This window comes from Arthrobacter silviterrae (genome assembly GCF_011045165.1).
Taxonomy (GTDB): Bacteria; Actinomycetota; Actinomycetes; order Actinomycetales; family Micrococcaceae; genus Specibacter; species Specibacter silviterrae.
Window position 1 is genome coordinate 41398 of record NZ_JAAKZI010000001.1, and the last position, 25713, is coordinate 67110.

Annotated in this window: 24 protein-coding genes; 4 read left to right on the forward strand and 20 right to left on the reverse strand. The window is 66.3% G+C overall.

Annotation, left to right across the window (positions count from 1 at the left end):
- Positions 1-142: 142 nt before the first annotated feature.
- Positions 143-1240 carry a histidinol-phosphate transaminase gene (locus tag G6N77_RS00210; protein ID WP_165179992.1) on the reverse strand — a complete coding sequence of 366 codons (1098 nt, stop codon included), beginning with the start codon at positions 1238-1240 and terminating at the stop codon, positions 143-145.
- Between the two features lie 66 nt (positions 1241-1306).
- Entirely contained in the window at positions 1307-1684 is a 378-nt protein-coding gene (locus tag G6N77_RS00215) for a LysM peptidoglycan-binding domain-containing protein (protein ID WP_165179993.1), read from the reverse strand.
- 353 nt (positions 1685-2037) lie between these two features.
- Between G6N77_RS00215 and lexA the strand changes: the two genes are divergently transcribed.
- Positions 2038-2781 carry a transcriptional repressor LexA gene (gene lexA, locus G6N77_RS00220; protein WP_370875247.1) on the forward strand — a complete coding sequence of 248 codons (744 nt, stop codon included), beginning with the start codon at positions 2038-2040 and terminating at the stop codon, positions 2779-2781.
- A 94-nt stretch (positions 2782-2875) separates the two neighbouring features.
- Here the strand turns inward: lexA and G6N77_RS00225 are convergent, their stop codons facing one another.
- Both G6N77_RS00225 and hflX read right to left on the reverse strand, forming a co-directional pair.
- Positions 2876-4951: an ATP-dependent DNA helicase gene (locus tag G6N77_RS00225; protein ID WP_165179994.1), complete on the reverse strand. Its 2076-nt coding sequence runs from the start codon at positions 4949-4951 to the stop codon at positions 2876-2878.
- Complete coding sequence (gene hflX / locus G6N77_RS00230) at positions 4944-6653, reverse strand: GTPase HflX (protein WP_165179995.1); 1710 nt, start codon at positions 6651-6653, stop codon at positions 4944-4946. Before hflX ends, G6N77_RS00225 begins: the two co-directional genes overlap by 8 nt.
- Before the next feature lie 155 nt (positions 6654-6808).
- On the opposite strand from hflX, the gene G6N77_RS00235 reads away from it, so the two are divergent.
- Positions 6809-7447: a class I SAM-dependent methyltransferase gene (locus G6N77_RS00235; protein ID WP_165179996.1), complete on the forward strand. Its 639-nt coding sequence runs from the start codon at positions 6809-6811 to the stop codon at positions 7445-7447.
- Between the two features lie 28 nt (positions 7448-7475).
- On the opposite strand, the gene dapF is transcribed toward G6N77_RS00235, so the two are convergent.
- The 7 genes from dapF to G6N77_RS00270 all read right to left on the reverse strand — a co-directional run bounded on the left by dapF (position 7476) and on the right by G6N77_RS00270 (position 14497).
- Positions 7476-8396 (reverse strand): diaminopimelate epimerase, encoded by a 921-nt coding sequence (gene dapF, locus G6N77_RS00240; protein WP_165179997.1) that lies wholly within the window; start codon positions 8394-8396, stop codon positions 7476-7478.
- Positions 8397-8439: 43 nt separating this feature from the next.
- Complete coding sequence (gene miaA, locus G6N77_RS00245) at positions 8440-9411, reverse strand: tRNA (adenosine(37)-N6)-dimethylallyltransferase MiaA (RefSeq protein WP_370875246.1); 972 nt, start codon at positions 9409-9411, stop codon at positions 8440-8442.
- On the reverse strand, positions 9408-10985 hold the full coding sequence (miaB, locus tag G6N77_RS00250) for a tRNA (N6-isopentenyl adenosine(37)-C2)-methylthiotransferase MiaB (protein WP_165179998.1): 1578 nt from the start codon (positions 10983-10985) through the stop codon (positions 9408-9410). Before miaB ends, miaA begins: the two co-directional genes overlap by 4 nt.
- 44 nt (positions 10986-11029) lie before the next feature.
- Positions 11030-12316: an aggregation-promoting factor C-terminal-like domain-containing protein gene (locus tag G6N77_RS00255; protein ID WP_165179999.1), complete on the reverse strand. Its 1287-nt coding sequence runs from the start codon at positions 12314-12316 to the stop codon at positions 11030-11032.
- Entirely contained in the window at positions 12313-12882 is a 570-nt protein-coding gene (locus G6N77_RS00260) for a regulatory protein RecX (RefSeq protein WP_165180000.1), read from the reverse strand. The genes G6N77_RS00255 and G6N77_RS00260 overlap by 4 nt, the downstream gene beginning before the upstream one ends.
- A 9-nt stretch (positions 12883-12891) precedes the next feature.
- On the reverse strand, positions 12892-13944 hold the full coding sequence (recA, locus tag G6N77_RS00265) for a recombinase RecA (protein ID WP_165180001.1): 1053 nt from the start codon (positions 13942-13944) through the stop codon (positions 12892-12894).
- 331 nt (positions 13945-14275) lie between these two features.
- Positions 14276-14497 carry a DUF3046 domain-containing protein gene (locus tag G6N77_RS00270; protein WP_165180002.1) on the reverse strand — a complete coding sequence of 74 codons (222 nt, stop codon included), beginning with the start codon at positions 14495-14497 and terminating at the stop codon, positions 14276-14278.
- Between the two features lie 51 nt (positions 14498-14548).
- On the opposite strand from G6N77_RS00270, the gene G6N77_RS00275 reads away from it, so the two are divergent.
- On the forward strand, positions 14549-15088 hold the full coding sequence (locus tag G6N77_RS00275) for a MarR family winged helix-turn-helix transcriptional regulator (protein WP_165180003.1): 540 nt from the start codon (positions 14549-14551) through the stop codon (positions 15086-15088).
- Positions 15089-15217: 129 nt separating this feature from the next.
- On the opposite strand, the gene G6N77_RS00280 is transcribed toward G6N77_RS00275, so the two are convergent.
- From G6N77_RS00280 to dapA, 6 genes are all read right to left on the reverse strand, one after another.
- The gene (locus tag G6N77_RS00280; protein WP_165180004.1) at positions 15218-15658 is read right to left on the reverse strand and encodes a helix-turn-helix domain-containing protein; all 441 of its coding nucleotides are present in this window, start codon (positions 15656-15658) and stop codon (positions 15218-15220) included.
- Between the two features lie 126 nt (positions 15659-15784).
- Positions 15785-16294: a CinA family protein gene (locus G6N77_RS00285; RefSeq protein WP_165180005.1), complete on the reverse strand. Its 510-nt coding sequence runs from the start codon at positions 16292-16294 to the stop codon at positions 15785-15787.
- Positions 16295-16301: 7 nt separating this feature from the next.
- A complete protein-coding gene (pgsA, locus tag G6N77_RS00290) occupies positions 16302-16922 on the reverse strand; it encodes a CDP-diacylglycerol--glycerol-3-phosphate 3-phosphatidyltransferase (protein WP_262453171.1) in 621 nt (206 codons plus the stop codon).
- Between the two features lie 44 nt (positions 16923-16966).
- Complete coding sequence (locus tag G6N77_RS00295) at positions 16967-19879, reverse strand: FtsK/SpoIIIE family DNA translocase (protein WP_165180006.1); 2913 nt, start codon at positions 19877-19879, stop codon at positions 16967-16969.
- Between the two features lie 143 nt (positions 19880-20022).
- A complete protein-coding gene (locus G6N77_RS00300; RefSeq protein ID WP_165180007.1) occupies positions 20023-21714 on the reverse strand; it encodes a ribonuclease J in 1692 nt (563 codons plus the stop codon).
- A 2-nt stretch (positions 21715-21716) separates the two neighbouring features.
- Positions 21717-22622, reverse strand: coding sequence for a 4-hydroxy-tetrahydrodipicolinate synthase (gene dapA, locus G6N77_RS00305; RefSeq protein WP_165180008.1), 906 nt, complete (start codon positions 22620-22622; stop codon positions 21717-21719).
- Between the two features lie 91 nt (positions 22623-22713).
- Between dapA and G6N77_RS00310 the strand changes: the two genes are divergently transcribed.
- Positions 22714-23565: an SGNH/GDSL hydrolase family protein gene (locus G6N77_RS00310; protein ID WP_165180009.1), complete on the forward strand. Its 852-nt coding sequence runs from the start codon at positions 22714-22716 to the stop codon at positions 23563-23565.
- On the opposite strand, the gene G6N77_RS00315 is transcribed toward G6N77_RS00310, so the two are convergent.
- The 3 genes from G6N77_RS00315 to dapB form a co-directional block, all read right to left on the reverse strand.
- On the reverse strand, positions 23562-24350 hold the full coding sequence (locus tag G6N77_RS00315) for an alpha/beta fold hydrolase (RefSeq protein WP_165180010.1): 789 nt from the start codon (positions 24348-24350) through the stop codon (positions 23562-23564). The two genes, G6N77_RS00310 and G6N77_RS00315, sit on opposite strands and share 4 nt — an antisense overlap.
- Positions 24351-24447: 97 nt before the next feature.
- A complete protein-coding gene (locus tag G6N77_RS00320) occupies positions 24448-24909 on the reverse strand; it encodes a hypothetical protein (RefSeq protein ID WP_165180011.1) in 462 nt (153 codons plus the stop codon).
- A gap of 4 nt (positions 24910-24913) precedes the next feature.
- Entirely contained in the window at positions 24914-25666 is a 753-nt protein-coding gene (dapB, locus tag G6N77_RS00325) for a 4-hydroxy-tetrahydrodipicolinate reductase (protein WP_165180012.1), read from the reverse strand.
- Between the last annotated feature and the right edge of the window lie 47 nt (positions 25667-25713).

The window sequence follows — 25713 nt, forward strand, 5'->3', positions numbered from 1 at the left end:
CGGCCGCGCGCTTGGTGTACTAACAGTTTAGGAGGGCGGATGCCCATCCGCCCAACCGGGCCGGGCCCCTGTTGGCGGCGTGGGACCCCGTTGGGCGGCATGGGAGCGGCGACGGGGCCGCCCCCGCTCTCGGGTGGGGCGGCTAACGGGCCAGGATGGTGCGCAGCCCGTCAAGGAAGGCGGTGGTTTCGGCTTCAGTGCCTGCTGTCACCCGAAGGTGCCCGGGGATTCCCACGTCCCGGACGAGCACGCCAGCGGCCAGCAGCCCCTCCCACACGGCCTGTGGACTTTGGAGTCCGCCAAAGAACACGAAGTTGGAGTCAGACGGCGCCGGGGTCAGCCCAAGCGCTTCAAGTTCAGTGACAATGCGGTCCCGCTGGACCTTGATGGCTTCGACATTCGCCAACAGGGAATCCGAATTGCGCAGGGCAGCCACGGCCGTGGCCTGGGTGATGGCAGACAGGTGGTACGGCAGGCGGACCAGGCGGATGGCGTCGGCGACTTCGGGTGCAGACGCCAGATACCCGACCCGGGCGCCGGCGAGGGCAAACGCCTTGCTCATGGTCCGCGAGACCACCAGCCGCGGCCGGCCCTCCAGCAGCGTCAATGCACTGGGGGTGCCGGTGTGGGAGAACTCCGCATAGGCCTCATCGACTATGACAATGGCCTTCGACGCCTCGCCTGCTTCGTACACCGCTTCCACGACATCCAGCCCCAGCGCGGTGCCCGTGGGATTGTTTGGCGAGCACAGGAGGACAACATTGGGGGCCTGCCGGCGCACCTGGGCTGCGGCCGACCCGGCGGACAGGCCGAAGTCGCCATCCCGGGTCCCGGCCACATAGTCCGTGCCGGTGCCGCTGGCCAGCAGCGGGTACATCGAATATGTGGGGGGAAACCCCATGACACTGCGGCCCGGGCCCCCGAAGGCCTGGAGCAGTTGCTGCAGCACCTCGTTGGATCCGTTGGCGGCCCAGATGTTTTCCTCGGTCAGGCCGTGTCCCAAATAGGCGGCCAACGCACGGCGCAATTCGGTAAATTCCCGGTCAGGGTACCTGTTGAGGCCGTCGAGCTCGTCCGCCACAGCTTTCAGGATTGCTTCCTTGGCATCCAGCGGAACCCCGAAGGTGTTTTCATTGACGTTGAGCAGGATGGGAACGTCCAGCTGCGGTGCCCCATAGGGATGGCGCCCGCGCAGATCGTCGCGTAGCGGAAGCTGGCTGAGGCGTTCAAACTGGTCCATGGGACCAGTTTAAGGTGAACCGGAGCAGCTTTACGAACTCGTGACGGCGGGCGTCCCACCATGTGGTCACTTGGCGCGGGGTACGTAAAGCTGCTGCCCGGCCTGCAGGACGCCAGTGGTCAGGCCGTTGAGCGCCACGATATCGGAGACAACGTCCCGGATGTCGCGGGTGGGGTCGCTGGCGGCTGCTATCGACCAGAGGCTCTGGCCCTGCAGGACAGTCACGGTGCCCGCGTAGTCAGCCATGTCCACCGAGCTGTGGGTGGTGGCGGCATTTGCCGGGCTTGCAATGGCCCCGAGCAGCACCGCCAACAGGGTGAAAACCAGGGCCGACGCGACAAGGATGGAGGGGATGCCCAGCAACAGCACGCGCCCACGCCGGGTCAGCGTCAGTGGCCGGGCTGGAATATGGGGTCCCGCCTGGGAAAACACCAAAGCACTCATGATCGAAGTTCCTTTCACACCATGGAGGTTCATCCTGTGCGTTTCCTGCCCAGGGCAGGTGCCGCAGCGGTTCCGCAGGAGCCAACTTCCATACACATTTTCATTGCTAGAACGTATGTTCTAACCGATGTACTACAGTTTTAGCATCTATTGACGACTGTTGCCAAGACTCGATAGAACAAATGTTTGAAATTCGCCCGATTCTGGCTTAATCTTGAAGTCAAGGACTAGCTGCTAATGGCAGTCCACCAGCAGGCACTGACATTTATGGGCCACCCGCACAGGCGGGCCCCTACAGGCAGACAGAGTGGATGCAGGCAGATGGCTGCAGGCCACGAAAGGACCGAAGGACCATGGCGCTACCGGAACCTCCGCACCGCATCCCGCAGGCCCCCAGCAGGGCGGGCATGAAGGGCCTGACCGTGCGGCAGAAAAAGATCCTGGAATGCATCCAGCGCTCCATTGCCGACAAGGGCTACCCGCCGTCCATGCGCGAGATTGGCGACGACGTCGGCCTGGCCAGCCTGTCCAGCGTCACGCACCAGTTGACCCAGCTGGAACGGCACGGCTACCTCCGCCGGGACCCCAAGCGCCCTCGCGCCATGGAAGTGCTGATCCCCCTGGTCCTGGACGACGGCATGGTGGAAATCGAGGGAGTTGAGGCCCCCAACCGCATCCGCAGCTCCAACGGCCTGAACTTCGCCGAGCTCAGCAGCTCCTCCGACACGGCATTTGTGCCGCTTGTCGGCCGCATTGCAGCCGGCGGGCCCATCCTCGCCGACCAGGTCGTGGATGACATCATGCCGCTGCCGCGCCAGATTGTGGGCAGCGGGGAACTCTTCATGCTCAAGGTTGCCGGCGACTCCATGGTCGACGCGGCCATCTGCGACGGCGATTGGGTTGTTGTGCGGCGCCAAAACACGGCCAACAATGGAGAAATCGTGGCCGCCCTCCTTGAGGACGAGGCCACAGTCAAGACTTTCCGCCAGCGCGACGGCCACACGTGGCTGCTGCCGCAGAACACCCGCTACGAGCCAATCCTCGGCGACACTGCCACGATCATGGGCAAAGTGGTTTCAGTCCTGCGCAGCCTGTAGGCAGGCCCGCAGCAGGACGGGGAGGGGTCTGCGGGCAGGCTGCCCAGCTGGCGATGCAGCCGGCTGGGCAGCCGGCCCGCCCACCGGGCCGGCCCTACTTGCCGGACAGTCTCTGGAGTGCTGAGAGGGCCACCGTACGGTCCTTGGTGGACCAGAACGGCGGGAGCGCGGCGCGCAGGAACCCGCCGTAGCTGGCATTTGCGAGGCGGGAGTCAAGGACTGCGACAACACCGCGGTCGCTGCTGGAGCGGATCAGCCGCCCCACCCCTTGCGCGAGCCTGATGGCCGCATGGGTCGCGGAGATGGCAATGAACCCATCGCCGCCGCTTTGGGCCACGGCGCGGGCCCTGGCCGTGACGAGGGGATCGTCCGGGCGCGGGAACGGAATCCTGTCAATGACCACGAGCCGGCAGGAGGCGCCCTGGACGTCCACACCCTGCCAGAGGGACATGGTGCCAAACAGGCATGTGTCCGGTTCGTCGGCAAACTGCTTGATGAGCCCCGCCATGGAGGAGTCCCCCTGGCAGAGGATTTTCACCTTGAGCTTCTTCCGGAGCTTCTCCGCGGCGTCTTCCGCGGCCCGCCGCGAGGAGAACAAGGCAAGGGTGCCGCCGCCCGCGGCCGTGATGAGTGCCTCCAGTTCGGCGAGCTGCTCGGGCGAGTTGCCAAAGCCTGGCTTGGCCAGGTGCGCCGCCACGTACAGCATCCCCTGCTTGGGATAGTCGAAAGGTGACCCGACGTCCGCCCCGGTCCAGTCGGGTGCACCGGCGCCCAGCAGCCCCAGTCCCCCGGCCGTTGCCTGGAAGGACTCGCCAATGGCCAGCGTGGCGGACGTCAGGATGACGGTGTGGTCCGCGAAGAGTCCCTCGCGCAGCTTGCCGGCCACGCTGAGGGGCGCGATGTTGACGACAGGCGGTTCGCCGTCGTCGGCCTTTTGATAGCCCTGCCCCGGCTTGAACGTGCCTGGGCGCGAGGCCCACACCACCTCCCGGGAATCGCCGGCGGCCAGCAGCCTTTCGCACAGGTCAAAGATGAGGTTCAGCCGGGCCCGGGCAATGGAGCGGCCGCCATCAGCTGCGGCACTGCCTTCCGGCTTCGAATCGGACAGTGCCGCCCGGGCTGCGTCCCGCAACTGTTCGACGGCGGACGTGTGGGACTCACTGAGTCCATTGGGCAGCAGTCCTGTCGGCGTTCCCGCGAACGCCAGGTCCAGTGCGGCGGCGGCGGCATGCAGGGCATCCACCGAGATTCCGGTGTGCTTGCGAGTGCTGGACGCCGCCGCCTGGACCATCTGCACGGAGAGCTGGCCGGTGACGGCGCCGGTGACCCGGTCCTGCAGCTCATGGGCCTCGTCCACCACCACCACGTCGTAGTCCGGCAGCACAGCAATGCCTTCAAAGGCGCTGATGGCAAGCATGGCGTGGTTGGTCACCACGATGTCGGCCTCGGCACCCTTGGCCCGGGCCAATTCGGAGAAGCAGGTCTCGGCCAGCGGGCACTTTTGGGCGCCCAGACATTCCATGGACGTCACTGACACCTGGCGCCAGGCCTTGTCCGTGACACCGGGGAGCAGTTCGTCGCGGTCGCCTGTTTCGGTTTCCTCTGCCCACTCGCGCAGGCGCACCACCTCACGCCCCAGCGGCGAGGTGGGTCCCGTGGTGGCGCCGGGCAAGTGCGCCACGCTCGAGTCCTCCCCCAGGCTGAACAAAGCGCCCTCGGAGGAATCCTCTGAGGGGAAGCCTCCCCCGAGTTTGTGCCGGCAAACATAGTTGCTGCGGCCCTTCACGAGCGCCACGTCGATGGGCCGGGGCAGCAGCGGTTCGAGGGCGGCCAGCAGCCTGGGCACGTCCCGTCCCACAATCTGGGCCTGCAGCGCCAGGGTGGCGGTGGCCACGACGGACGGCTTTCCGCTGTCGAGGGCGTGCACGATCAAGGGAATGAGGTACGCCAGTGACTTTCCTGTGCCCGTGCCGGCCTGGACCAGCAGGTGGTTGCCTGTTTCGATGGAGTCAACCACGCGGCGGACCATCTCATGCTGGCCTTCGCGGAGCTGCCCGCCCATGGCGGTCACGGCGCAGTCCAGCAGCTCCAGCGCCTGTGCAGCCCGTGCCTTCTCGCCGGCGGAACTGTTCGGGCCGGTTGCGCCGGTGGCGGTTGCCGTATCACCCATGCTGGACAAAGGGCTCAACCTCGGAGGCCAAGTCTTCACGAACGTGCACATGTGCCATGGTGCCGTGTTCACCGTGCTCCAGGCTGATGATTTCGGCATCACTGCGGTGCAGCCTGTTCAAAACATCCCCCCTGTCATACGGGATCAACAGGGTCAGGTCAACGCTGGGCCGCGGGATGGATTCACTGATGGCTTCCAACAGTTCATCAATGCCCTGCCCGGTCCGGGCGGAGACCACCACGGTGCGGGGTTCGTGCTGGCGGAGCCTTTCCACCACAAAGGGGTCGGCAATGTCGGCTTTGTTCAGAATGATGATTTCCGGAATTTTCAGGGCACCGACTTCCGCGAATACGCTGCGCACGGCCGCGATCTGCCCCTCAGGGTCCGGGTGGGAAGCATCGACAATGTGCAGGATGAGGTCAGCGTCCGCCACTTCCTCCAGGGTTGAACGGAAGGCCTCCACCAGCTGGGTGGGCAGGGAGCGGACGAATCCGACAGTGTCAACCAGGGTGTAGCCCAGCCCGTCCGAGGTCTCGGTCTTCCTGACGGTGGGGTCCAGCGTGGCAAACAAGGCGTTTTCCACCAGGACGCCGGCGTCGGTGAGCCGGTTGAGCAGTGAGGACTTTCCGGCGTTGGTGTAGCCGGCGATGGCCACGGAGGGAACCGCATTGCGCTTGCGGTTGGCCCGCTTCGTTTCGCGGGCAGGCTTCATGGCCGCAATCTCACGGCGCAGCTTGGCCATGCGGGTGCGAATCTTCCGGCGGTCAAGTTCCATCTTGGTTTCACCGGGGCCGCGGGAGCCGATGCCGCCACCGGCTGTGCCGACCCGCCCGCCGGCCTGGCGGGACATGGATTCGCCCCAGCCACGCAGGCGCGGCAGCAGGTACTCCATCTGCGCCAATTCCACCTGGGCGCGGCCTTCGCGTGACTGCGCATGCTGGGCAAAAATATCCAGGATCAGGGCGGTCCGGTCGATGACCTTGACCTTGACCACCTCCTCAAGGGTGCGGCGCTGGGAGGGGGCCAGGTCACCGTCAATGATCACGGTGTCAGCACCCGTGGCGTGCACGATGTCCTTCAGTTCCTGGGCCTTGCCCTGGCCCAGGTAGGTGGCAGGGTCCGGCTTGGCACGGCGCTGCACCAGCCCGTCCAGCACCTCCGAGCCGGCGGTCTCCGCCAGCGCCGCCAATTCACGCAGCGAATTTTCCGCATCAGCCATGGTGCCGTTGGACCACAGCCCTGCCAGGACCACGCGTTCCAGGCGCAGCTGGCGGTATTCAACCTCGGTGACGTCCTCCAGCTCGGTGGACAGCCCGGCCTTGCGGCGCAGGGCGTTGCGTTCCTCAAGTTCGGACTGGTCGCCGTCGAACCTGCTGTGTTCAAAGGCCAAGTCCGAGACCGCCTGGGCCCGCCCCAGTGCGGGGTGGCTGCTGGCCGCGGATTGGGGGTCCTCGGCGTCCAACCGTGCCTCCTCGCGGACGGCACGGCCGACAGCTGCGTCCTTGGCCAGGATGCGGTCGATGACGGCCTCGATCTCGGCCACGGAAAGGTCCTGTCCGGAGCCGGTTCCGGCTGCCTTGTCCGCCGTGCTGGAGGTGGCGGTGCCCGAACCGTCCGCCGCTGAACCGGAACCGTGGGCACCCGATTCGCTCGGGGGCACGTTCCGGTCGGCGGAACCGAGGGGTGCAGATGCGTTGGTCATGTTCTCCTTATGGGGTTGTCTTCAATCGTAGTCCCGGGCACCGACGCACACACCTTTGGCCGCCCATGTCTGTGGATAAACACACAGGCCCGGTCAACCTCATTAGGCGTGCCTAGATACCGGTGGCCCCGTTTTCGCACTAATCTGGCAGAACTATGGGTACTCAGGGCGCAGATCACTACTTCAGTTCACAGCCGTCAACTCCGCTGAAGCGCCGGCCGCTCACGGTGGTCCTGGCCGGGGCCGAGCGGCAGCTTCAAACGGCTGGCGGCATTTTCAATCCGGACGGGGTGGACAAGGGCACGGCCGTGCTGCTTTCGGAGGCTCCCCCGCCCGCCGCAGCGGGAAACCTGCTCGACATTGGCTGCGGCTGGGGCCCGGTGGCCCTCACGCTGGCCCTGCGCTCGCCAGGGGCCGCCGTCTATGCCGTAGACGTGAACGTCCGGTCCATTGACTTGACGAATGACAATGCGAAGGCCCTGGGCCTGGCCAATGTGCATGCTTCCACGCCCGACGCCGTCGACCCCGCCCTGCGCTTCGCCACCATCTGGTCCAATCCGCCAATCCGGGTGGGCAAGGAGGAACTGCACAACATTTTGCTGACCTGGCTCCCGCGCCTGGCCAAGGACGGAAACGCCTACCTGGTGGTGCAAAAAAACCTGGGTGCCGACTCGCTGCAACGTTGGCTTGCCGCCGAACTGCTGCAGCGCTTCCCCGCGGCGGGCTTCACAGTGTCCCGGGAGACCACGGCCAAGACCTTCCGCGTGCTGCGGGTGACCCGCACCGCCGACTAACAGGCACCTGACAGGCATCAGGCCGGCATCAGTCCAGGACCCCCGTGGCCACAATCACGGCGGGGCCGCTTAGTTCCACGTGTTCCAGCCCGTCCGTGCCGGGAAAGAAGCGCACGCCGACGACGCCGCCGGGCACCTTGACCTGCCAGGTGTCCGGGGCGTCGTCCCCGGCCCAAAAGCGGGTGGCCACGGCCGCCGCGCAGGCGCCGGTTCCGCAGGAAAGCGTCTCCCCCACGCCGCGTTCGTGCACCCGCATGCTGATATGCCCGACGCCGTCCGTCACGAGGGGCTCCGCCGGAACGGCAAATTCCACATTCGTCCCATGCGGCGGCTGGGGGGACACGACAGGGGCCGCCGTAAGGTTGGTGCCTGCCAGCTCTGCTTCATCCGCCAGTGCCACCACGGAGTGCGGGTTGCCCATGCTCACGGACAGGGCGGGCCGGTCCACGTCCAGTCCGGCGGCCTTCACCAGCGAGTCCATGCCCCGGTCCTTCGCCTGGGACGGGAAGATGAACTCCCACGGGCCCATGTCAACGCGATAGCCGTCAGCGGTTCGGGCCACCACCTTGACGCCGCCACGGGTGCCAATGGTCAGTTCCCCACCGGGTTCCAGCACCACCAGGCCCTGCTCGATGAGGAAATGCACGAAAACACGCACGCCGTTGCCGCACATCTCAGACAGTGAACCGTCGCCGTTGCGGTAGTCCATGAACCACTCAGCTTCGGAGTTGGTCTCCAGCAGCGCCGCGCCCTCGGGCAATTGGCGGGAGCGGACGGCGCGGATCAGCCCGTCGCCGCCAATGCCGCGGTGCCGGTCGCACAGCAGCGCCACGGCTGCGGGGGCGATGTCGTGGTCCCCGTCCGGATCGGCCACCAGCACAAAATCATTGCCCGTGCCGTGTCCCTTGGAAAATCGCAGGCCGGACAGGGGTGCGAGGTCAAAAGTCATGAATTAAGACTAAGGCACGCCACGGCCGACGCCGGACTGCGGCTTACGCTTGAGCCCCGCCTTGGGCACGGCGGACCAAGGCCGCAGCGGCACTCCCAAGGTCGGGCTGCGCCCAGTCCAGCCAGTGGACCCTGGGGTCGGCCCGGAACCACGTGATTTGGCGGCGGGCGAACTGCCGGGTGGCCGTGATGGTTTCCGCCGCAGCGGCCGGCACTGTGGATTCCCCGTCAATGACACGCAGAAACTGCTGGTAGCCCAGCGCCTTTCGTGCCGTGCGCCCCTCGCGCAGGCCCTGCGGGAGTAGCGCTGCCACTTCAGCCTGCAGCCCTGCCTCCACCATGCCGTGGACGCGGGCCTCCAGACGGGCGTGAAGCTGGGCGCGGTCGCCGTTGAGGCCGATCTGGACCGTCGGCTGGACGTAGCTGCGCTCGGGCATGAAGGAACTAAAGGGGCGCCCTGTCAGCTCGTGGACCTCCAAGGCCCTGACCACACGTTTGCCGTCGCCGACGCGGGCCGCGGACACGGGGTCCACCAGTGCCAGCCGGGCAGCCAGCGGGGCCAGCCCGCCGGCGTCGAGCTCGGCTTCGAGGCGGGCGCGGATGGCGGCGTCGGTGCCGGGAAACTCGAGGACGTCTAGTGCCGCCCGGACATAAAGCCCGGAGCCGCCCACCAGGATGGGGAGCCTGCCGCGGGACTGGATGCCGGCAATGGCGGCGCGCGCCATCGACTGGAAGGCGGCCACCGTGGTGTCCTCACGGACGGTCAAGAAGTCCATGAGATGGTGTGGAATGCCGCGCCGCTGTTCCAGTGGCAGCTTGGCGGTGCCGATGTCCATCCCCCGGTAAAACTGCATGGAGTCGGCGTTGACGGCCTCGCCGTTGAAACGTTCGGCCAGTTCCAGCGCCAGCTCGGACTTGCCGGACCCCGTGGGCCCGACGACGGCGACAACCGGCAGCGCTGCCCGCTCCGTGCCGCCCGGGAACCGGCGGACGGCGGCGTGGCCGGCTGTGCTCACGCGGTGCGGACGGGCAGCGTGGGCATGCCCAGGGACACGGCCTTTTTCCCGCCGGCTGCTGCGCCGGCTGCCGGCACCCCGCAGGATTCGGCCTGGGCCCGGTCCCAGGCGTCGCCCGCACGGGAACGGCGCAGGGCGTAGTCGGCCACTGACGGGTCGGCCACCAGGTGGAATGCGGCAGCTTCGGTAATCGTCACGGTGACCAGGTCGCCGGGTCGCGGGGTTTCAGCGCCATCGGGGACGCTGAAATGCACCAGCCGCTGGTCCTGGGACCGGCCGGAGAGGCGGTGGGTCTGCGCTGCCTTGCGGCCGGACTGGGCCGTGACCATGACCTCCAAGCGGCGTCCCACCTGCTTGGCATTTTCTTCCGCAGCGATGCGGTCCTGCAATGCGGTCAGGCGCAGGAAGCGTTCCTGGACCACATCCTTGGGCAGCTGGTCCGGCAGGTCCGCCGCGGGCGTTCCGGGCCGCTTTGAGTACTGGAAGGTGAAGGCGGTGGCAAAGCGGGACTTTTCGACGACGTCGAGCGTGGCCTGGAAGTCCTCCTCGGTTTCCCCGGGGAAGCCGACGATGATGTCGGTGGAGATGGCGGCGTGCGGCATCTGCTCGCGGACCTTGTCCAGGATGCCGAGGAACTTGGCGGAGCGGTAGGAGCGGCGCATGTCCTTGAGGACCTTGTCGGAGCCGGACTGCAGCGGCATGTGCAGTTGCGGCATGACGTTGGGGGTTTCGGCCATGGCGGCGATGACGTCATCGGTGAAGGCGGCAGGGTGCGGGCTGGTGAAGCGCACGCGTTCCAGGCCCTGGATCTCGCCGCAGGCACGCAGCAATTTGCCAAAGGCCAGCCGGTCGCCGAACTCCACGCCGTAGGAATTGACGTTCTGGCCCAGCAGCGTGACCTCGATGGCGCCGTCGTCGACCAGTGCCTGTATTTCGGCGAGGATCTCGCCGGGGCGGCGGTCGCGTTCCTTGCCGCGCAGGGAGGGCACGATGCAGAACGTGCAGGTGTTGTTGCAGCCCACGGAGATGGAGACCCACCCCGAGTAGACCGAATCGCGCTTGGTGGGCAGCGTGGAGGGGAAGACGTCGAGGGATTCGAGGATTTCCATTTGGGCGTCGGCGTTGTGGCGGGCGCGTTCCAGCAGGACGGGCAGGGCACCGACGTTGTGCGTGCCAAAGACGACGTCGACCCACGGGGCGCGCTTTTGGATCGTGTCGCGGTCCTTCTGGGCCAGGCAGCCGCCCACGGCGATCTGCATGCCGGGGTTGGACTCCTTGACGTGCGCAAGCATGCCGAGGTTGCCGTAGAGCTTGTTGTCGGCGTTTTCACGCACGGCGCAGGTGTTGAAGACGACCACGTCGGCGCAGGGGCCGACAGGCTGGCCGTGCGTGTCCAGCTCTGCCGTGGCGCCGCCGTCGTCGAAGGCAACCATCCCGGCAGCTTCGAGCAGGCCGGCCATGCGCTCGGAATCGTGGACGTTCATTTGGCAGCCGTACGTGCGCACCTGGTAGGTGCGGGGGCGCGCGGGGGTTGCAATGGCGGAAGGGTCAACGCCGTTTAGGGTCAGGCTCACCCACCAAGCTTAAGACCTGCGGCGGATTGACGCTAAACCGCGGCTCAGTACCAGTTGAACGCGACTTCGTGGGCCCAGGCCCCCTGCGGAGAACCGTAGGTGGCGCGTATGTAGCCCAGGCCCCAGTTGATCTGGGTCCGGTAGTTGGTCAGCCAGTCGCTTCCGGCGGAGGAGTACTTGTCCGGCGGCAGCGACTGGGCAATGCCGTAGGCGCCGCTGGAGGGATTCGTGGCGTTGGTCAACCAGCTTGATTCCTGGTTCCAGAGCAGCAGCAGGTACTGGAACTGTCCCTGGCCCCAGCCAAAGGATGCCAATTGCGAGGAGGCGTAAGCCTGCGCCCCGCCGGGATCATTGACAGCGCCGCCGGGAATGTTGGGCAGCAGGACTTCCGGGGGAATCCAGCCGTTGCCTGGATCGGGGGCCGGCTGGTTGGCCGCGGCCTGGTTCGCTGCAGCTTGGTTCGCCGCAGCCTGGTTGGCTGCGGCCTGGTCCCGGGCGGCCTGTTCCCTGGCAGCCTGTTCGGCTGCGGCCTTGCGCTTGGCCTCCTGGGCCGCGTTGTAGGCCGCTAGGGCCTCCTGGCCCGCCCGGTACTTTTGTTCAACTGCGGCCGTGGTGTTTTTCAGGGACGCCAGCTGTGCCACAAGTGTTTGGCTTTGCGTCTTTGTGGACGCCACCTGCGCTTCCACCGCTGCCTGGGCGGCAACGGCCGCATCCAGGGCGGTCTTGGCCAGCCCTGCCAGCCTGGCACGTTCAGCCTCCGCGGCCTTCTTGCTGTCGGAGAGAGAGGTGGCCACTTGGGCGGAATTCTGGGCAAGCGTCTGTTTGGCGGCAGCCTCTTCGCCGACCCGGTGCAGCGTGTCTAGCCCTTCCAAGGAGCCTTGCGAGCTTAATGACGAAAGGGTGGCAATCAGGCCGAGCGAGGTGCCGCCGGTCTTGTAGCTCTGGACGGCCACGGCAACCGCCTCCTGGCGGTACTTGGCACCCGTTGCGGCCGCTTTCTGCGATTCCGCGTCGAGCACCTGGACCTGCTGGGTCACCCTGTCCAGGTTTTGCCTGGCCACGGCGGCGTCGGCCCCGGCCTTGACCGCTGCCAGGCCCAGGACGCCGGCCTGGGTTTGCAAGTTGTCCAGCAGTCCCGAAATCTTGGTGGCCTCGGCCTGCGTTGCAGCAACGTTGCCCTTGGCCGCCTGCACATCGGCCCATGTGGGAAAGCCGGTGGGCGGGCCGTCGTCAGCCACCACGGGGTTTGCTGCAACGCCGGACAGAGCGAGCACCCCGGCGACGGTTGTGGCGGCCAGGGTGCGCAGGAATCGGCGGGAAAAGCTACTCATATGTCGTTAGCATAATCGCCCGGAGGCCCATAGTGCGGGGTTTCGCCCTCAAGAGTTTCCTCAATGACCCGCGCCACGACGGCAAATGCCGCCGACGGGTTGTACCCCTTGCGGGCCAGCATCGCCACCCACCGCCTCGTGTATTTGTCGCGTTCGGCACGGTCGCTGAAGTTGATTGACCCCCGCAGCTTCCGCCGCACCAGGGATTCGGCGCCTGCTGCCTCGTCCTCATCGGTGACCTGGGCCAGCGCCGCTTCGGCCAAATCAGGGGCTATGCCCTTCTCTGCAAGTTCACGCTTGAGCGCCCCCCGGGCCAGGGATCGATTCTGTGCCCGGCTGCGCACCCAGAGCTGGGCAAACTCGGCGTCGTCAATGAGCTTGACGTCCTCGAAGCGATCCAGAACGGCCTCCGCCACATCATCGGGGACGTTGCGTTCGGCCAGCTTTTGGGCCAGCTGGTGCCGGCTCTTGGGCGAATTGGTCAGTTGCCGGAGAATGATGGCCCGGGCCACCGACGCCGGATTGGCGTCGGGGTCCAGTTCCGGAGCAGGTCTCTTCGCAGTCATGGCGGCGGCTTAGAACCCGTCGACGGCCTTGAGCTTGGGCGCCTGCTCCTGTTCGCCTTCGGGCAGGACGCCCACGCCGAGCTTGGCCTTGATCAGGCGCTCCAGCTCGTCGGCGAGTTCGGGGTTGTCCTTGAGGAAGCGGCGGGAGTTTTCCATGCCCTGGCCCAGCTGGTCGCCGTCGTAGGTGTACCAGGATCCGGACTTCTTGATGATGCCGTGTTCCACACCCATGTCAATGATGCCGCCTTCGCGCGAAATTCCGACGCCATAGATGATGTCGAACTCGGCAATCTTGAACGGCGGGGCCATCTTGTTTTTCACGACTTTGGCCTTGGTGCGGTTTCCGACCGCGTCGGCGCCTTCCTTCAGGGTCTGGATGCGGCGCACGTCGATGCGGACGGACGCATAGAACTTCAGCGCCTTGCCACCCGTGGTGGTTTCCGGGCTGCCGAAGAACACACCGATCTTTTCACGCAGCTGGTTGATGAAGATGGCGGTGGTCTTAGTCTGGCTCAGCCGCCCTGTGATCTTGCGCAGCGCCTGGCTCATCAAGCGGGCCTGCAAACCGACATGGCTGTCACCCATGTCGCCTTCAATTTCCGCACGCGGCACCAAGGCGGCCACGGAGTCAATGACAATGACATCCAGGGAGCCCGATCCGATCAACATGTCCATGATCTCCAGCGCCTGCTCGCCCGTGTCGGGCTGGGAGACCAGGAGGGCGTCGACGTCGACACCAAGCTTCCCTGCATAGTCAGGGTCCAGCGCGTGTTCGGCATCAATGAATGCGGCTATGCCGCCGAGCTTCTGCGCACTCGCAACGGCGTGGAGGGCAAGTGTGGTCTTACCGGAAGACTCCGGTCCATAGATCTCCACCACGCGCCCGCGTGGCAGGCCGCCAATGCCCAGGGCCACGTCCAGGGCGATGGAGCCGGTGGGGATTACTTCAATGGGTGCACGGACATCGTCACCCAGGCGCATCACCGAGCCCTTGCCAAATTGTTTGTCAATCTGGGCCAATGCTGCGGCCAGCGCCTTTTCACGGTCTGCGGGAGCGGCCATGATTCACCTCGGTCTTTCCTATGTGCCGTATTGCCGGCCAGTCCAACAGCACGGCGAGTGCTGCGAATTGATGTGGTCTGTTGCGGTCTGTGGTTTGTGCTGTGGATTCAGGATGAAGCGCCCGAAGGATCTTCCTCCATGCTTAAGACGCTAGTTCAAGGCTCCGACATTGTCTGTGCCAGTGGCGCCAAAGCCCGAAAATTGTGGAAAACTTTCGACGTCCTTCCAGAGTGTCCGTTCACGCGGGCATCCAGCCCCAAGCCGCGCATGCTTAATCCTAGCCCTGTTAGAACAGGTATTCGATACCATTGCTGGCGTGTCGCGGACGCGGTTACTTCTTTACGGGGATGTCGCGGCCCAGGCGGCGGGAGGCGGGGACGTCCTGGACCTCACACACTTCAAGCCACACCTCGCGCGGGTCAAAGCCGGCGCGCAGGGCTTCTTCGGCGGTGTTGCCGCCCACGCCGGCCAGGACCAGCTCCCTGGCCAGAACACGGGAATAGCCGGGGGTGAATTCGTCGTCCATCAATCGCCAAAATTCGCTTACTCGCACCCCCTCATTGTCGCACGCCGCGGCCTGCCCCATCAGCCATAGACTGGAGCCATGAGCCACACCGGAACGCCCCCGACCACTGCGGACTCCGCCCTGGCCACAGCTGCCATTGAATCACTGGAGATTGAATTGAGCCTGCTATGGCGCCGCGGGCGGGCCATGGGCCTCACCTTGGCGCGCAGCGTGCACCCGGACCTGGAGCCGTCCGCCTACGGACTGCTCTCCGTGCTGGTGCACCAGGGCGGAATGCGCCTCACTGAACTGGCCCGCAGCATTGGGGTTGGCAAGCCGTCGGTGAGCCGCCAGATCAGCTTCCTGGAAGGGCTGGGGCTGGTGCAAAAGGTCCACGACCCCCTGGACGGACGGGCGCAGCTGATCAATCTGACGCCGGAGGGCCTGGCCAGGATGCAGGCCGTCAACGCGGGCCGGCAGGCGGCCTTCCACCGGATGCTGTCCCACTGGGACACCGGGGACCTGGCTACGCTGGCCGCATTGATCGGCAAGCTAAACGCGGCCGGGCTCGACGGCGGCACCCTTGACGACGCGGCCACGGACGGCGACTCACCGAACAGCCCCGGATCCCGCAGCTAGCCACATCCGCTGGATCGGGCACGGCAGGCACAACAAAAAGCTGGCCCCGCATTGGATGCAGGGCCAGCCATGGATGAAATTGGGCCGGTACCGTGCCAACAGTTCCGGCGGATGTGGTCAACGAAAGGCCTAGTAGGCGCTGGAGATCAAGCCCTTGTTGAGTTCGTCGGAGAGTTCCTGGTTCAGGTCACGGCCATAACGCACCGCAAATTCCTGGGGAACAGTATCCGGGACAGCCACGCCTTCGGCAATGGCCAAACGATCACTCACTTCTCGAAGCATGAGTGAGAGCGGCACGTCGAGTGCGGAGCAGATCGAGGCAAGCAGCTCGGAGGAAGCTTCCTTCTGACCTCGCTCCACTTCACTCAGGTAACCGAGTGAGACGCGTGCATTGTGTGAGACTTCACGGAGTGTGCGGCCTTGACGCTGACGGACATCCCGCAGAACGTCTCCAATTTCATGGCGTAGTACCACCATTTTGCGCTCCTTTGCCGGATGCTTTGTCGCCTCTGCCAAACCCACATCCCGCCAGCGCACCACGCCGTTTACGGATACGGGTTGTTTCACCATCGGTATCGCCTTGCTCCTTGTTCGTTGGTACACCTTTTTGGCTGTTCCAAAAAGGCTACGCCCACTTGGTGTTCCCATACTAAAGGGGAACCCTGCCCAGTGCGTTCACTATGACTAACTATCTGGTTACAACTTTTGTTCCCCGGTGCCCTTGACATGCCCGCGGACCAGTTCCCGCAGCAGCAACAGTGCTTCGCCAGTGGCTTGGGCCCTGATGGCCGCACGCCCGCCGGCAAAGTGGAATTCGTGCGCGCTGGCACGCCCGTCCACCGAAATACCAATGTACACGTGTCCCACGTCCTTGCCTTGGTGCGGCTCGGGTCCCGCCACGCCGGTTGTGGACAACCCCACCCTGGCCCCGGTCACGCTGCATGCCCCGAGCGCCATGGCCTGCGCCACGCCAGGGTCAACGGCCCCGTTTTCGGCCAGCAGCGCGGCCGGAACTCCCAAGGCACGGACCTTGACCTCGTTTTGGTAGGCAATGACGCCCCCCTGGAGCATCCCGGAGGCACCCGGAATGTCAACGATCGTCGCGGCGAGCATGCCGCCGGTCAGTGATTCCGCCGTGGCAACGGTCAGCCCGGCAGCCGTTGCGGCCGCAACCAGCTCCGCCAATTCATCCCGGGTCAGTGACATTGCAGCCTTATCCCGCCCCGTTGGTCCGGCTGCTTCGGCCGCTGTTTCGCAGCTGCACGGCCTTGACCACATAGTCCACGCCCGTAACCACGGTGACGGCCAGGGCGGCCAGCATGATTACCAGGGCCACCACGGACAGCCACGGCACGGCGGGCGTCACTGGCAGGAGGTAGAGGAAGATGGCAATGGTTTGCAGGACTGTCTTCAGCTTTCCGCCTTTGGAGGCGGCCATGACACCGTAGCGGATCACCACAAAGCGCAGCAGGGTGATGCCAAATTCACGCACCAGCATCACAATCGTGACCCACCACCACAGCTCCCCCACTGCGGAGAGCATGATGAGCGCGGAGCCAATCAGCAGCTTGTCCGCGATGGGGTCGGCAATCTTTCCAAAGCTGGTGATAAGGCCGCGGGACCGGGCAATGTCGCCGTCGAGCTTGTCAGTGTAGATCGCCACGAGAAAGAGGAGCACTGCCGCCCAGCGCCACCAGCTGTAGGCGCCGCCGTCGGCCAGGAAGAACCAGATGAAGAACGGCACCAGGACGATGCGAAGCATGGTCAGGGCGTTGGGCAGGTTCCAGTTGGAGGGAACCGGCTGGGACGGAGTTGGTGCGGCGGCTTCAGTCACGCTTCAAGGCTATCGTCATTCGGCCGCCAGCGGGATAACGCCGGTCAGCGCCCGGTCAGGGACCAGGCGTCCTCCCCGCCGTCTTCGTCGTCGCCGTCGTAGTACTCCACGGCTTCCGTGCGGTTGGCCAGGTCCTCGGCCACCAGGTCGGTGCCCCAGCCGTGGTTCGCGTTGGCGTTGTCGGCGAGGGCGGCTGCCATGGGATCCGCGGGCGGCTGGGGGTCTGTGCCGGGTTCGACGCCGGCGCCCCCGGGCTGCCCGTCCCCGTGGCCGTCCCCGGAGCCGCCGCTGCGGATCGCGGCCAGGGTGGCGGCCAGGTCGTCCGGCTTGACGAGGACGTCGCGGGCCTTCGAGCCTTCGGACGGGCCCACCACGCCGCGGGATTCCAGCAGGTCCATGAGCCGGCCCGCCTTGGCGAAGCCGACGCGCAGCTTGCGCTGGAGCATGGAGGTGGAGCCGAACTGCGTGGTGACGACCAGTTCGGTGGCCTGCAGCAGCAGGTCCAGGTCGTCGCCAATGTCGTCCTCGATCTGCTTCTTGGGCGCCTCCACGGCCACGTCGTCGCGGTAGTGGACCTTCAGCTGGCCCTTGACGTGCTCCACAACGCGCTTGATTTCGGCCTCGGTGACCCAGGCGCCCTGCACGCGGATCGGCTTGGACTTGCCCATGGGCAGGAAGAGCGCGTCACCTTGGCCCAGGAGTTTCTCGGCGCCCGGCTGGTCCAGGACCACGCGGGAGTCGGTCACGGAGGAGGTGGCGAACGCCATGCGCGAGGGCACGTTGGCCTTGATGAGGCCGGTCACCACGTCCACGGACGGGCGCTGGGTGGCCAGGACCAGGTGGATGCCTGCTGCGCGGGCCAGCTGCGTGATGCGGACGATGGAATCCTCCACGTCGCGGGGGGCAACCATCATCAGGTCCGCGAGCTCGTCCACAATCACCAAGAGGTAGGGGTAGGGCCGGATCACGCGCTTGGAGTCCACGGGCGGGTGGACCTTGCCGGCCTTGACCGCCTTATTGAATTCATCAATGTGCTTGAAGCCGTAGTTGGCGAGGTCGTCGTAGCGCTGGTCCATTTCCCGGACCACCCATTGCAGTGCCTCGGCTGCCTTCTTCGGGTTGGTGATGATGGGGGTGATCAGGTGCGGCACGCCCTCATAGGCCGTCAGTTCAACGCGCTTGGGGTCCACCATGACCATGCGCACCTCGTCGGGCGTGGAACGCATCAGGATGGAGACGATCATGGAGTTCACAAAGGACGACTTGCCCGCACCCGTGGCACCGGCCACCAGCAGGTGGGGCATCTTGGCCAGGTTGGCGACCACAAAGCCGCCCTCCACGTCCTTGCCCACCCCCATGACCATGGGGTGGTCGGTGCGCCGGGCGTTGGCTGAGCGCAGCACATCGCCCAAAACCACGATTTCCTTGTCGGCGTTGGGAATTTCAATGCCGATGGCGCTCTTGCCGGGGATGGGGCTGAGGATGCGCACATCGGAAGACGCCACGGCGTAGGAGATGTTCTTGCTCAGTGCCGTGACACGCTCCACCTTGGTGCCCGGTGCCAGCTCGATCTCATAGCGGGTGACGGTGGGCCCGCGGCTGAAGCCGGTGACGGCTGCATCGACGTTGAACTGGTTCAGCGTGTCCGTCAGCGCAGCCACAACGGAGTCATTGGCCTCCGTGGCTTCCTTGGCGGGCGGCCCGGACGGCAGGAAGTCCGATTCCGGCAGGGTGTAGGTGACGTCGCCGGAGAGCTGGAGCTGTTCCGAGCGGGCGGGGATGGGCGTGGGGAGGCTGGCCGGCGGTTTGGGGATGGCCCGGGTAGCCGGGTCGTAGGCAGCCGCAACCGCGGGTGATCCCGCCCCCACAATGGTGATGGCCTCGGTGTCCACATTCTCGGCGGAACCCGGAAAGTGGGGCTGCGGCGAGCTGGTGGGCAGCCCCTGGCTGGCCTTGATCCTGTCCGCGGCGAGCTCGTCGCGGGTGGGGCGGCGGACCCCTGGCGGCAGGGAAGGCGCGGCCGACGGCGCCGGGTGGGCTGCGTCGTCGTCCGCGTTCACCAGCGCGGTCTCGAAGGCGCCCTCGCCGTCGTAGTCAAGGGCGGCGGCGTCCGCGGCAGCCTTCTTGCGCCCGCGCAGGCCGCGCTGCCGCTTCGCGGGGGCAGGGAGCGTATCTCGGTCATAGAGGTAGCTCTGGTCGTGCCCGTTGGGATCCAGTTCGCGCTGGGGCGCAGCTCCGACCAGTTGCTCGTAGAGGCCGCGCAGGCGCGAGGGAATGTGGCGCACCGGCGTGGCAGTCAGGACCAGGATGCTGAAGAACGCCAGGACGGAATACAGGGCAATGGCCAGTAGGGGGCTGGCTGCCGCGACCAGGCCGCCGGCGATCATGCCGACCATGCCGCCGGCGGCGCTGACGGAGGCAAAGCCCGCGGCCGCGCTCGGCTGTCCGCCGGCCACGTGGGCCAGGGCACAGCCGGAAATGATCATGACGGAAAAGCCGATGGCCACGCGGTTGTTGCTGCGGATGTTCGCCGGCTGGCGGAACACGAGGATGGAGAAAATCAAGAGCATGGGCGGGAGCATGGCGGCAAACCAGCCAAAGGTGCCCTGAAAGACGCCGTGGACGGCGTCCGCGAAACCGCCCGCAAGGCCCCACCATTCAAAGGTCGCGATGAACGCCGCCAGCAGGATGAAAAACAGCCCGCTGCCGTCGCGCCGTTCCTCGGCCGGCAGCGCACTGACATCGGTGCCCATGCGGCGGACAGCGCCGCCAATGAGGTGTCCCAGGCCCTGCCACGTGCCAATGACCAGGCGAAGCGGCCAGATCAGCTGCTGCTCGGGTTCGGGTGCGGGTTGCCTGCTGCGGGTGCTCGGCATTTTCGCGGTCTTCGCAGGGCGCGCGGAAGCGCCGCCTTGCTTGCCGGCGGACGCGCGAGCGGGGGAAGAACGAGTCGCCATGCTTCTAAAGGTACCCGCAGCGGCCTGAATTCCGGCGAATTTGCCTGCCTCCGGCCCGTCGCCGGAACGCCGAACGGGCACTTAACGTGGATGTTTTCGCCCAACATCCACGTTAACTGCCCGCTGGCGCGGGGTTCGGTGGCTCAGGCCTCCAGAACCACCGGGATGATCATGGGGCGCCGGCGCAGCTTCCTGTTGACCCAGGTGCCGATCACCCGCCGCACCACCTGCTGGAGCTGGTGGGTGGTGTGGTCGGTGCTGGCCGTGACCGCTTCTTCCAGGGCCGCGGCGATCTTGGGCTTGATGTCGTCAAAGACGGAGTCGTCCTCGGCCACGCCGCGGGCATGGATGTCCGGTCCGGAGACAATCTTGCCGGTGGATCGGTTCACCACCGTGATGATGGAGATGAACCCCTCGTCGCCCAGGATGCGGCGGTCCTTCAGGTCCTCGTCGGTGATTTCACCGACGCTGTGGCCGTCCACGTAGACAAAGCCGCACTCAACCTGGCCCACGATGCGCGCCGTGCCGCCGGCCAGGTCAATGACTGCGCCGTCGCTGGTCAACAGCACGTTCGACGCCGGCACGCCGGACTGCTGTGCGATCTTGCCATTGGCGATCAGGTGCCGGGTTTCCCCGTGCACCGGCATCACGTTTTTGGGCTGGAGGATGTTGTAGCAGTAGAGCAACTCCCCCGCGGCGGCATGGCCTGACACGTGAACCTTGGCCGTTCCCTTGTGGATCACGTCGGCGCCGAGCTTGAGCAGGCCGTTGATGATCCGGTAGACGGCGTTCTCATTGCCGGGGATCAACGACGAGGCCAGGATTACGGTGTCGCCGACGCCCACGGAAATCTTGTGGTCGCCGTTGGCCATCCGCGACAGCGCCGCCATGGGTTCGCCCTGGGACCCGGTGGACATGAGGACCACCTTGTTGTCCGGCAGGCTGTCCACGTTTTTTAGTTCCACCAGCACGTCGGCGGGAACGTTCAGGTAGCCCAGCTTGGCGGCGATGGCCATGTTGCGGACCATGGAACGGCCCACAAACGCCACCTTGCGGCCATGCAGCACGGCGGCATTGAGGACCTGCTGGACGCGGTGCACGTGGGAGGAAAAGCTGGCCACGATGATGCGCTTGTCGGCCTTGCCAAACAGCGCCTCCAGCGTGGGGCCGATTTCAGCCTCGCTGGTGGTGAAGCCCGGGACGTCGGCGTTGGTGGAGTCCACCAGGAACAGGTCCACGCCTTCCTCGCCCAGGCGGGCAAAGTGGCGCAGGTCCGTGCGGCGCCCGTCCAGGGGCAGCTGGTCCATCTTGAAGTCGCCCGTGTGCAGCACGGTGCCGCCCGCGGTGCGGATGAACACCGCCAGGGCGTCCGGGATGGAGTGGTTGACGGCCACGAATTCGCACTGGAACGGGCCCAGCTGCTCCACCTGGCCCTCCTTCACCGTTAGCGTCCACGGCTTGATGCGGTGTTCGGCAAGTTTGGCCTCGACGAAGGCCAGCGTCAGCTGCGAACCAATGAGGGGGATGTCATCGCGCAGGCGCAGCAGGTACGGAACGGCGCCAATGTGGTCCTCGTGGCCGTGCGTGAGGACCACGCCGACCACGTCCTCGAGGCGGTCCTTGATGTAGGAGAAATCGGGAAGGATCACGTCCACGCCGGGCTGGTCTTCTTCCGGGAACAGGACGCCGCAGTCCACAATGAGCAGCTTGCCGCCGATCTCAAAGACCGTCATGTTGCGGCCAATCTCACCAATGCCGCCCAGGGGAACAACGCGCAACGTTCCGTCGGCCAGGGCCGGCGGGGTGCGCAGTCCGGGCTCAGTCATTTGGGTCATGTTTACAAATCCATTCCAGCTTCCGCAAGGTCAGCCTTGATCATGGCGATCTCGGCCTCGCCCGGTTCCACGAGGGGAAGCCGGACCACCGAGTTGGACAGGATTCCCTGCCACTTAAGAATTTGCTTCACGGCCACCGCGCCCTGCACGTGGCCCATGGTGGCGCGGATCACCGGGTCCAGCGCGAAGTGGATTTTCCGGGCCGTGGCGAAGTCCCCGGCGGCAGCGGCGTCAATGAGCGCGCGGAACTGCTGCGGGGCCACGTGGGCGCTGACGGACACCAGCCCGACGGCGCCGGCGGCCATCAGCGGCAGGGTCAGGCCGTCGTCGCCCGAGTACACGTCAAGGTCCGTGTTGGCCAGCACGCGGGAGGTGGCGGTGAAGTCGGCCTTGGCGTCCTTGAGTGCCGTGATGCGCGGGTGCCCGGCCAGCTTGATGATGGTTTCAGTTTCGATGGGAACACCGGCGCGGCCAGGGATGTCGTAGAGCATGACGGGCAGTTCAGTGGAGTCGGCGATGGCCTCGAAGTGGGCCTGGATTCCGGCCTGGCTGGGCTTGTTGTAGTACGGGGTGACGATCAGCAGGCCGTGGACGCCCAAGGCCGCCGCCCGCTGTGACAGGCTGATGGAATGCCGGGTGTCGTTGGTGCCGGTGCCGGCAATGACCCGGGCACGCCCTCCGACAGCCTCAAGGACTGCCTGGAACATGCCGAGGTTCTCTTCGTCCGTCAGGGTGGAGGTTTCGCCCGTGGTGCCGGTGACCAGGATGCCGTCGCAGCCGTCGTCGACCAGCTTGTTGGCCAGCGCCGCTGCCTGCTTGTAGTCCACTGCCCCGTCTGCGGTGAAGGGGGTGACCATGGCGGGCATGAGGGTTCCGAAGGGGCGCAGGGCTGTATCAATGGCAAGCATGCATAAAACGTTACCTGCTCCGGCACCATTTCGTTCAACGCGTGCCGCACTCCGGACACCCCGTGCACCGGCCTGCGCCTATACTTCCAGCATGGACCTGCCGCAGCTTCGCAAGGCGTCCCTGGCCGGTGCCATTGTGGCTGCCAGCGTGGCGGCAACCGTGGGTGCTCTGGCCGTGGTGTTCCGCACGGAGGGCCGCATGGCCCAAGAAGCAGTCGGCCACCGGCTTGGAGACCGCGGCCCGGACGCCGACGGCATGTATCGCAGCGATTGGGGCCGGCCGGTGCGCCTGGTGATGGCCGGGGACTCGGTGGCGGACAGCCTGGGGGCGACGACGGCGGCCGCAACCCTGGGTGCCAACCTGGCCGTGGCGCTGTCAGACCATGCACACCGGGCGGTGGAATTGCGCACGATTGCCACGGTCGGCGCCCAGACTGCAACCCTGGACAGTCAGCTGGACACGCTGGCCGGCACTTTCAGACCGGACATCACGGTGATCATTGTGGGGGGCAACGATTTGACCAACCACGTCCCCCTGGTCGATTCCATCAAGGCGCTGAAGGACTTCGTGGCCCGGCTGCGTGGCCTGGGCGGTGAGGTGGTGGTGGGCACCTGCCCGGACTTTGACACCCTGCCCTCGCTTCCGTCGCCGCTGCGCGAGGTGGGCGGCCAGCTGTCCCGGCGGCTGGCCGGGGCGCAGTTCAAGGCGGCCAAGGCGGCCGGCGCCCACCCTGTCCTGCTGGGCAGGGCGGTGCGGCAAATCTTTTTGGTGGAGCCCCACGACATGTTTGCCATTGACGGCTTCCACCCCTCCAGCCTGGGCTACCGCAGGGCGGCGGGGGCGCTGGTCCCGGCCGTTGTGGCGGCGTACGGCGAGTTCGAGGCCCGCGAAGCCCAGTCCGGCAGGCTCCCCCGGCCCGCCACGCAGGACCCCGCCGACTAACGCCCCAGGAACGGCAGCCATTCGTCGAGGACGGGCTGGGCGGGGAACAGCGTGGTGCCGTGGTCGCGGCCCGGCAGTTCCACCACGCGGGCATCCGGCATGAGCTCGGCGGCGCGGCGGGAATCCTCCAGCCTGGCAGTGTCCCGCGTCCCTGCAAGCAGCAGCGCCGGCACGCTGATCGCGGCAACATGATCCTCCGCAATGGCCGGCTCGGCCTCGGTCTGGCGGAAATAGGCCCGCAGGGCGGCGGCGTCGTTGGCCAGGAAGGCTGCCCTGGTCTGGGGGTCCAGGGGGCGGCCCATCCGCCCTTCCCAGCCGGCCACAAAGCCGGGCATCCCGCCCGAGCCGAGGGCGTCGTCGTACTCGGGGAAGAACAGCTGGCCGACGCTGCCGGGCTGGATCCGGAACGTGCCGCCCAGGGTGGTCAGCGACAGCAGCCGCTCAGGGGCGGCCACGGCGAGCGAGAATCCGACGCGGGCGCCCACGGAGTAGCCGCCAAAGTGTGCCCGGGGCGCGCCGGCGGCGTCGAGGACGGCCAGCGCGTCAGCCACCAGCACGTCCATGGCGTAGGAGCCCTGCGTGTACGGTTTGCCGCTGCGCCCGTGTCCGCGCAGGTCCATCGTGATGACGCGGTGGCGCTGGCTCAAGGCGCGGGTGTACCCGAACCCCCTCCAGATGGCCCGGCTGAGGGCGCTGCCGTGGACCAGCAGGATGGGTTCGCCCTCCCCGGTTTCATCGTAGGAAAGTTCGACGCCGTCGCGCGGGTTGAAGGTGCTGCTCGCCATGGGGTCCCCGTCCCTGGAATCTGTGTTCCAGTTGTTGCAGTATTTTCGGCCAGAAAACGGTTTCTGGATGCAATTAGTGAGACACAGATTTGGGGTGTCAGCCCGCGCGGTACATGGCGACGGCGTCGCGCATGGCCTTCCGGGCCCTCTTGCGGTCCCCGGAGGCATCATAGGCGCAGGAGAGCCGGAACCAGGAGCGCCAGTCCCCCGGCGCCATTTCGGCTTCGTCTTTGTACTTTTCAAATTCGGCATCCGCCGCGGCCCGGACGATCCGCCCGCCCGGCGTGCGGGGCAGATTGTCTTCGGGCAGCCCGCCCTCGGACTCCAGGATCCGGGCCAACTTCTCGGTGCGGGCACCGAACAGCACCTCGCTGATGAGCGCCCAGGCAGCCACGAACGGGATGAGGAAGTAGGCAGCGCCCATCAGCTTGGCCTGCCATTCGGGCGAAACAAACATCAGGGTGAAGGAACGCTGGACCATGACCACGAGGTAGAAAACCAGCAGCAGGGAGATCAGGGTGACCCAGATTTTGGTCTTGGAGATGCGCAGCTTTGGCATGGGTTCAGCCTTCGAGGTCAAGGTAGCCGTCCAGGCCCACGGTCAGGCCGGGGCGTGTGCCCACGGTGCGCACGCCCAGCAGCACGCCGGGCATGAACGAGGCATGGTTGAACGAATCGTGCCGGATGGTCAGCTGTTCGCCGGGGCTGCCCAGGAGCACCTCCTGGTGTGCCACCAGGCCTGCGAGCCGGACGCTGTGGACGGGGACGCCGTGGACGGAGGCGCCGCGGGCGCCGTCGAGCGCGGTTTCCGTGGCATCCGGGGCAGCCGGGAGGCCGGCCCGGGCTGCGGATATCAGCTGCGCCGTGCGCAAGGCCGTGCCCGACGGCGAATCCACCTTGCGCGGATGGTGCAGCTCGATGATCTCCACGGAGTCAAAGTACTTTGCTGCCTGGGCGGCAAAATGGGTTGCCAGCACGGAGCCCAGGGCAAAGTTCGGGGCGATGAGGACGCCCGTTGCGGGGTGCTTGGCCAACAGCGCCGTCAGAGCGGCGAGGCGGCCGGCGTCCCAGCCGGTGGTGCCCACCACGGCGTGGATGCCGTGTTCCACGGCAAAGCGGACGTTGGCTTCCGTGGACGCGGGGACCGTCAAGTCAACGATCACCTCGGCCCCGGCGTCAACCAGCGTGTCCAGGGAGTCGGTCCGGCCCAGGGCTGCCACCAGCTCCATGTCCGCGGCGGCGCCGAGCGCCTCCACGGCCGCCGTTCCCATTCGTCCCTTGGCGCCCAGCACGGCCACTTTCAGCAATTCACTCATGCGTTCAACTTTACTGGCTTTCGGGTGCGTGTTTCTCCGGCTGCGCG

What these genes read in the sequence shown, in the direction of transcription:
- G6N77_RS00310 (WP_165180009.1), top strand. Translation starts at nt 22,714, where the DNA reads ATGGACCTGCCGCAGCTTCGCAAGGCGTCCCTGGCCGGTGCCATTGTG.
- hflX (WP_165179995.1), bottom strand. Translation starts at nt 6,653, where the DNA reads ATGACCAACGCATCTGCACCCCTCGGTTCCGCCGACCGGAACGTGCCC.
- G6N77_RS00215 (WP_165179993.1), bottom strand. Translation starts at nt 1,684, where the DNA reads ATGAGTGCTTTGGTGTTTTCCCAGGCGGGACCCCATATTCCAGCCCGG.
- G6N77_RS00295 (WP_165180006.1), bottom strand. Translation starts at nt 19,879, where the DNA reads ATGGCGACTCGTTCTTCCCCCGCTCGCGCGTCCGCCGGCAAGCAAGGC.
- G6N77_RS00260 (WP_165180000.1), bottom strand. Translation starts at nt 12,882, where the DNA reads ATGACTGCGAAGAGACCTGCTCCGGAACTGGACCCCGACGCCAATCCG.
- recA (WP_165180001.1), bottom strand. Translation starts at nt 13,944, where the DNA reads ATGGCCGCTCCCGCAGACCGTGAAAAGGCGCTGGCCGCAGCATTGGCC.
- G6N77_RS00275 (WP_165180003.1), top strand. Translation starts at nt 14,549, where the DNA reads ATGAGCCACACCGGAACGCCCCCGACCACTGCGGACTCCGCCCTGGCC.
- G6N77_RS00315 (WP_165180010.1), bottom strand. Translation starts at nt 24,350, where the DNA reads ATGGCGAGCAGCACCTTCAACCCGCGCGACGGCGTCGAACTTTCCTAC.
- dapB (WP_165180012.1), bottom strand. Translation starts at nt 25,666, where the DNA reads ATGAGTGAATTGCTGAAAGTGGCCGTGCTGGGCGCCAAGGGACGAATG.
- G6N77_RS00285 (WP_165180005.1), bottom strand. Translation starts at nt 16,294, where the DNA reads ATGTCACTGACCCGGGATGAATTGGCGGAGCTGGTTGCGGCCGCAACG.
- G6N77_RS00320 (WP_165180011.1), bottom strand. Translation starts at nt 24,909, where the DNA reads ATGCCAAAGCTGCGCATCTCCAAGACCAAAATCTGGGTCACCCTGATC.
- G6N77_RS00300 (WP_165180007.1), bottom strand. Translation starts at nt 21,714, where the DNA reads ATGACCCAAATGACTGAGCCCGGACTGCGCACCCCGCCGGCCCTGGCC.
- dapA (WP_165180008.1), bottom strand. Translation starts at nt 22,622, where the DNA reads ATGCTTGCCATTGATACAGCCCTGCGCCCCTTCGGAACCCTCATGCCC.
- G6N77_RS00225 (WP_165179994.1), bottom strand. Translation starts at nt 4,951, where the DNA reads ATGGGTGATACGGCAACCGCCACCGGCGCAACCGGCCCGAACAGTTCC.
- dapF (WP_165179997.1), bottom strand. Translation starts at nt 8,396, where the DNA reads ATGACTTTTGACCTCGCACCCCTGTCCGGCCTGCGATTTTCCAAGGGA.
- lexA (WP_370875247.1), top strand. Translation starts at nt 2,038, where the DNA reads ATGGCGCTACCGGAACCTCCGCACCGCATCCCGCAGGCCCCCAGCAGG.
- G6N77_RS00210 (WP_165179992.1), bottom strand. Translation starts at nt 1,240, where the DNA reads ATGGACCAGTTTGAACGCCTCAGCCAGCTTCCGCTACGCGACGATCTG.
- G6N77_RS00280 (WP_165180004.1), bottom strand. Translation starts at nt 15,658, where the DNA reads ATGGTGAAACAACCCGTATCCGTAAACGGCGTGGTGCGCTGGCGGGAT.
- G6N77_RS00255 (WP_165179999.1), bottom strand. Translation starts at nt 12,316, where the DNA reads ATGAGTAGCTTTTCCCGCCGATTCCTGCGCACCCTGGCCGCCACAACC.
- G6N77_RS00235 (WP_165179996.1), top strand. Translation starts at nt 6,809, where the DNA reads ATGGGTACTCAGGGCGCAGATCACTACTTCAGTTCACAGCCGTCAACT.